The sequence below is a fragment of the Psychroserpens mesophilus genome (genome assembly GCF_000826645.1).
GTDB classification, from domain to species: Bacteria; Bacteroidota; Bacteroidia; order Flavobacteriales; family Flavobacteriaceae; genus Psychroserpens; species Psychroserpens mesophilus.
This window is the reverse complement of the sequence record NZ_JXJP01000056.1, coordinates 1-276: the sequence shown is the minus strand read 5'-3', so window position 1 is coordinate 276 and position 276 is coordinate 1. Positions and strand designations below refer to the sequence as shown.

Sequence of the window (276 nt, the reverse complement as noted above, 5' to 3'; positions counted from 1 at the left end):
TCCAAGTTCTGGTGATAATTGATTCATTCGCACAGTTACCATCGGCAATAATATCAGAGTAAGTTGCTTCAATAGTACCAGAACACATATCAGCTTCGTTAGTTACGTCACCAGTTATAGTAAGATCAGTTGAATCTTGATCACACTCAATAGTTATATCACTAGGAACCGTAAATGTAGGAGGCGTAGTATCTTCAATGGTAAGTGTTGCATTTAAAGTTGTTGCATTACCACAATCATCAGTAATGGTATAGACGACAGCAATTGTTCCACCAA

At 37.3% G+C, this 276-nt stretch carries 1 protein-coding gene; it reads right to left on the bottom strand.

The window, feature by feature from the left end; all coding sequences use genetic code 11:
* A partial coding sequence (locus TD18_RS17310; protein ID WP_040254878.1) for a hypothetical protein occupies positions 1 to 276 on the bottom strand: 276 nt, incomplete at both ends.